Below are 4620 nucleotides of genomic sequence, written 5' to 3'. Positions count from 1 at the left end.
GGGGACCTGGTGACCGCGGTAAACGGAGTCCCGGTGCGCACCTGGGACGATCTCACCCGGCTGGTAAGGAACCACGGCTCCCGTCCCCTGGTCCTTCGGATCAAACGAAAGGAAGAGATCCTCACCATCCGTCTTCGGCCCCAGATACGCACGGTAAAAAATCTTTTCGGTGAAGAGGTTCGGGTTCCGGTCATCGGCATCGTGGCTTCCGGACGCTTTGTCACCCAGAAGATCCCCCCTTACCGGGCCTTCACCGAGGGGCTTATCCGCACCCTGGCCCTGATCAAACTCACCCTGGTGGCCATAGTCAAACTGGTCGAAAGGGTGCTACCCCTTTCCTCGCTGGGAGGCCCGCTTCTCATCGCTCAGATGGCCGGTCAGCAGGCCCGGGAGGGTTTCCTGGCCCTGCTTCTCTTCGCGGGGATCCTCTCGGTCAATCTGGGGGTCATCAATCTTCTTCCCATCCCCATGCTCGACGGAGGGCATCTCTTCTTTTACGGAATAGAGGCCCTGCGCGGACGTCCCCTTTCCCTGCGTACCCGGGAAAGGATTCAGAAGGTAGGGCTGGCCCTTCTTCTGGCCCTGATGGTCCTGGTATTTTACAACGATCTGGCCCGGCTCTTTCCGCGATGGGTACCCCATCTCTCCCGCCCCTGATCCTGGCCCTGGAGACCTCCGGCGAAACCGGAGGGGTGGCCCTCTACCGGGAAAGGCTCCTGGGGGAGGTCCTTCTTTCGGGTTCCATCACCTATTCGCGGAGGCTTCTGCCGGCGGTGGAATTCCTGCTGCGTCATCTGGATCTCCGGCTGGAGGAGGTGGACATCCTCGCGGTCTCCATCGGTCCGGGGAGTTTTACCGGGTTACGCATCGGTGCCGCCACGGTAAAGGGCCTGTCTCTGGCCCTGGGCAAACCGGTGGTGGCGGTGGATACCCTGGCGGCTCTGGCGGCCCTGGTGCCCGTCTCTCCCTACCCGGTATGTCCGGTCCTGGATGCCCGCCGGGGGGAGATCTTCGCCGCCTTGTATCGGACCGAAGGGGACGAACCCCGGACCCTCCTCCCTCCGGGGCTTTATTCCCCGGAGGCCCTCTGTGCCCATCTCTCCGGCCCCACCCTCTTCGTAGGGGAGGGGTTACGAGTCTATGGAGAGTTTTTCCGGGAAAGACTGGGGGAAAACTTCCTGCAGGCTCCGGGGCATCTCCGCGAGGGGCGGGCCTCGGCCGTGGCCTGGCTGGCCTCCCGCAAGGCCCTGCGGGGTGAATTCTGCGACCCCGCCCGGCTGGTCCCTTCCTATCTAAGAGCCACGGAAGCGGAAAGGAACCGGGGGTGGAAGCGTGCTTAGGTTCCTCCTGCGCCGGCTCCTTTCCCTTGCCGTTACCTTCCTGGGGATCACCATCATCAGTTTTGCGGTCATCCACCTGGCCCCCGGCTCCCCGGTAAGCTCGGTGGCGGAGTTCAATCCTAAATTCACCCCGGAGATGCGCGAAAGGCTGCGCCGGGAATTCGGGCTGGACCAGCCCCTACCCGTTCAGTACTGGCGCTGGCTCCGGGGCCTCCTTACCCTGAACCTGGGGCGCTCTTTTGCTCCGGACCGCCGTCCGGTATGGGAAAAGATCCGGGAACGTCTCCCGGTGACCGTGCTCATCAACGTCCTGGCCATGCTCCTCATCCTGGCGGTGGGAATCCCCCTGGGGGTGGCCTCGGCGGTAAGGGAGGGCTCGTTTTTCGACCGGGCGACCACGGTAACGGTGTTTCTAGGGTACGCCATGCCCGGTTTCTGGCTGGCCCTGCTGCTCATGCTCCTTTTCGGGATCAAGCTGGGCTGGCTTCCCATCTCCGGGCTCCATCGGCTCATGGGGTACCAGAGCCTCAGCCTCACCGGAAAGATCCTGGACTGGGCCAAGCATCTCGTGCTCCCGGTATTCGTGGCCGCCTTCGGAGGACTGGCCGGGATCTCCCGCTACATGCGCTACAGCATGCTTGAGGCCCTTTCCCAGGATTATATCCTTACCGCCCGGGCCAAGGGACTTCCGGAACGAACCGTGGTCTATAAACACGCCCTAAGAAACGCCCTCCTTCCCCTCATCACCATCCTGGGGCTCTCGGTCCCCGGGCTCATAGGAGGAAGCGTAATCTTTGAATCCATCTTCGGCATCCCGGGTCTGGGGCAGCTCATGTGGCAGGCGGTGATGGCCCGGGATTACCCGGTAATCATGGGGAACCTGGTGCTGGTTTCGGTGCTCACCCTCCTAGGCAACCTTCTGGCGGACATCGGCTACGCCCTGGCGGATCCCAGAATACGTCTGGAGGGTCGATCCTAGATGGGGGAGACCCTGATCCTGCTCTGGCGTCATCCTTGGGGCAGGTTCTCCCTGGTGGGGGTGGGGATCCTGGTCCTGGTGGCCCTGGCCGCTCCCTATCTCACCCCCTACGATCCTCTGGCCATTGACGTCCGGCACGTGCTCGAACCCCCTTCCCCGGCCCATCCTCTGGGCACCGATCTCCTGGGACGCGACGTCCTCTCCCGGATAATTTACGGAACCCGTATCTCCATGGAGGTAGGGGTGGTGGCGGTGGGGCTTTCCCTGGCGGTAGGCACCTTCCTGGGGGCCCTGGCCGGTTATTACGGCGGATGGGTGGATGGCCTCATCTCCCGGCTCATCGATATCATGCTCTGTTTTCCTACCATTTTCCTCATCCTGGCGGTGATCGCCTATCTCCAACCCTCCATCCTCAACATCATGATCGTCATCGGTCTTACCGGCTGGATGGGGGTGGCCCGACTGGTGCGGGCGGAATTTCTGAGCTTGAGGGAAAGAGAATTCGTTCTCTCGGCCCGGCTGGCCGGGGCTTCGGACCTGCGGATCATTTTCCGGCATCTCCTGCCCAACGCCCTTCCTCCCATTCTGGTGGCCGCCACCCTGGGGGTGGGAAACGCCATCCTCATCGAATCGGCCCTCTCTTTCCTGGGCCTGGGGGTCCAGCCCCCCACCCCCTCCTGGGGGAACATGCTTACCGAGGGAAAGAGCTGTCTGGAGGTGGCCTGGTGGCTTTCGGTCTTCCCCGGCCTGGCCATCCTCATCACCGTGCTTACCTTCAACCTCCTGGGAGAGACCCTGCAGGAGATCACCAATCCCCGGAAACGCGTTTGATCCCTTCCGCTTGCCTCCCCGGAGGCCGTACTTATATTTTGAGCAGAAAATCCACGAAAGGAGGTGATCAATATGGCTGAGTTAATGCTGTGGCGTCCTCTTCAGGAATTAAAGCGTGAAATGGACCGTATCTGGGACGAATTCTTCGGCAGGATGCGTTTTCCGGAGCGCTGGGAGGGGCTGGAATGGAGTCCGGCGATAGACGTATCCGAGACCGATGACGCGGTGGTGGTAAGGGCGGACATTCCGGGGCTCGATCCGGAGGATCTGGAGGTCCGACTCTCCGGCCGCACTCTGACCATCAAGGGTGAGAAGAAGCAGGAAAAGGAGGAGAAGAAGGAGAACTTCTATCGGGTGGAACGGGTTTACGGTTCCTTCGTGCGCACGGTGGATCTTCCGGCCGAGGTGGAGGCGGACCGGGCGGAGGCCACCTACAAGAACGGTGTACTCAAGATCACCCTGCCCAAAAAGGCCGAGGCCCGGGGCAAGAAGGTCAAGATCCGCGTGGAAAAATAACTAGAAGCAGCTCGACTTGCGCATAGCCGGAAGGGCGTGCTCCCGGCACGCCAGCACGTTGAATCAACCCTTGCGCCCCAGATAGGCCTCGCGGATCTCGGGGATGGGTTCCCCGCAGATGGCGCAGCGGGGAACCCCGTTCCACTTCTTCTGGGCCTTCCAGAGTTCTTCGGCCAGCTGTTTGGCTCCCTTGGGTCGGGCCATCAGGAGGGCACCTCCAGGAGTATTTTTACCGAAACCGGCTGCACCTCCCTGAGGATGGTCTGCCGATAGCGACGGAACAACCAGAGGGTCTGGGGATGGGGATGAACGATGACCACCAGTTTTCCTTTTCGATGGGCCTTTTGAAGGATGCTCCGCAACACGGCCTCCAGCCGCCGCCGGTCCAGACTATTATCCAGGAAAACGTCCCTCTGTGCAAACCTGATTTTCAGGGAGGCAGCCACAAAAGGGGCCATAGTCTGCGGAGTGGTGCGACTATCCACAAAAAATAGCCCTTTTTTCTTTATTTCCTCCATAACCCAGAGCATGCGCACCGGATCCTGGGAAAAGAGGGAACCCATGTGCTGATTGACGCCCTCGGCGTAAGGGACCAGGGAGAGCAGATAGCGGGTGCGCCGGCGGATCTCCTTTTCGGACATGGAAACGGTAAGGCCTCCCGGGGGATTGCGGTCCTCGGCCTCCATGGGGAGATGGACCATCACCGTAAAGCCCCGGCGATGGGCCTCCCGGGCCAGACGGGGGGTGAAGGGGGCCTGGGGAAGAAAGGAAAAGTTCCGGATGATCCCCAGATCGAAGAATTTTCTCTCCAGGGAGGGACGCTGCCCCATATCATCCAGGATAAAGGCCACCCGGGGTTTACGGAGGGAAGCCGAGGGAGAAGGTTTTCTTACCGAACGCGGAACCCGAGGGGAGGGAGCCACCGCCGGAGGCCTTCTTCGTGGGGGGTGCGGG

Annotated in this window: 7 protein-coding genes; 5 read left to right on the top strand and 2 right to left on the bottom strand. The window is 61.6% G+C overall.

The genetic code is table 11. The annotated features are described in order from the left end of the window. The 5 genes from rseP to F8J34_RS04790 all read left to right on the top strand — a co-directional run. Window positions 1-657 (top strand): RIP metalloprotease RseP (rseP, locus tag F8J34_RS04810; protein ID WP_297056873.1); only part of this gene is annotated, 657 nt, incomplete at its 5' end. Beyond that, window positions 630-1340 carry a tRNA (adenosine(37)-N6)-threonylcarbamoyltransferase complex dimerization subunit type 1 TsaB gene (gene tsaB / locus F8J34_RS04805; RefSeq protein ID WP_297056872.1) on the top strand — a complete coding sequence of 237 codons (711 nt, stop codon included), beginning with the start codon at window positions 630-632 and terminating at the stop codon, window positions 1338-1340. The genes rseP and tsaB, both read left to right, overlap by 28 nt. Beyond that, window positions 1333-2319: an ABC transporter permease gene (locus F8J34_RS04800; RefSeq protein ID WP_297056871.1), complete on the top strand. Its 987-nt coding sequence runs from the start codon at window positions 1333-1335 to the stop codon at window positions 2317-2319. Before tsaB ends, F8J34_RS04800 begins: the two co-directional genes overlap by 8 nt. Beyond that, window positions 2320-3150: an ABC transporter permease gene (locus F8J34_RS04795; protein WP_297056870.1), complete on the top strand. Its 831-nt coding sequence runs from the start codon at window positions 2320-2322 to the stop codon at window positions 3148-3150. A 72-nt stretch (window positions 3151-3222) separates the two neighbouring features. Beyond that, entirely contained in the window at window positions 3223-3666 is a 444-nt protein-coding gene (locus tag F8J34_RS04790; RefSeq protein WP_297056869.1) for an Hsp20/alpha crystallin family protein, read from the top strand. Window positions 3667-3729: 63 nt separating this feature from the next. Here the strand turns inward: F8J34_RS04790 and F8J34_RS04785 are convergent, their stop codons facing one another. Both F8J34_RS04785 and F8J34_RS04780 read right to left on the bottom strand, forming a co-directional pair. Continuing rightward, window positions 3730-3870: a hypothetical protein gene (locus F8J34_RS04785; RefSeq protein WP_297056868.1), complete on the bottom strand. Its 141-nt coding sequence runs from the start codon at window positions 3868-3870 to the stop codon at window positions 3730-3732. Beyond that, a partial coding sequence (locus F8J34_RS04780; protein WP_297056867.1) for a divergent polysaccharide deacetylase family protein occupies window positions 3870-4620 on the bottom strand: 751 nt, incomplete at its 5' end. The genes F8J34_RS04780 and F8J34_RS04785, both read right to left, overlap by 1 nt.

The sequence above is a fragment of the Thermosulfurimonas sp. genome (genome assembly GCF_015491435.1).
GTDB lineage: Bacteria > Desulfobacterota > Thermodesulfobacteria > Thermodesulfobacteriales > Thermodesulfobacteriaceae > Thermosulfurimonas_A.
The sequence above is the reverse complement of the archived record's forward strand: the minus strand, read 5'-3'. Positions and strand labels throughout refer to the sequence as shown.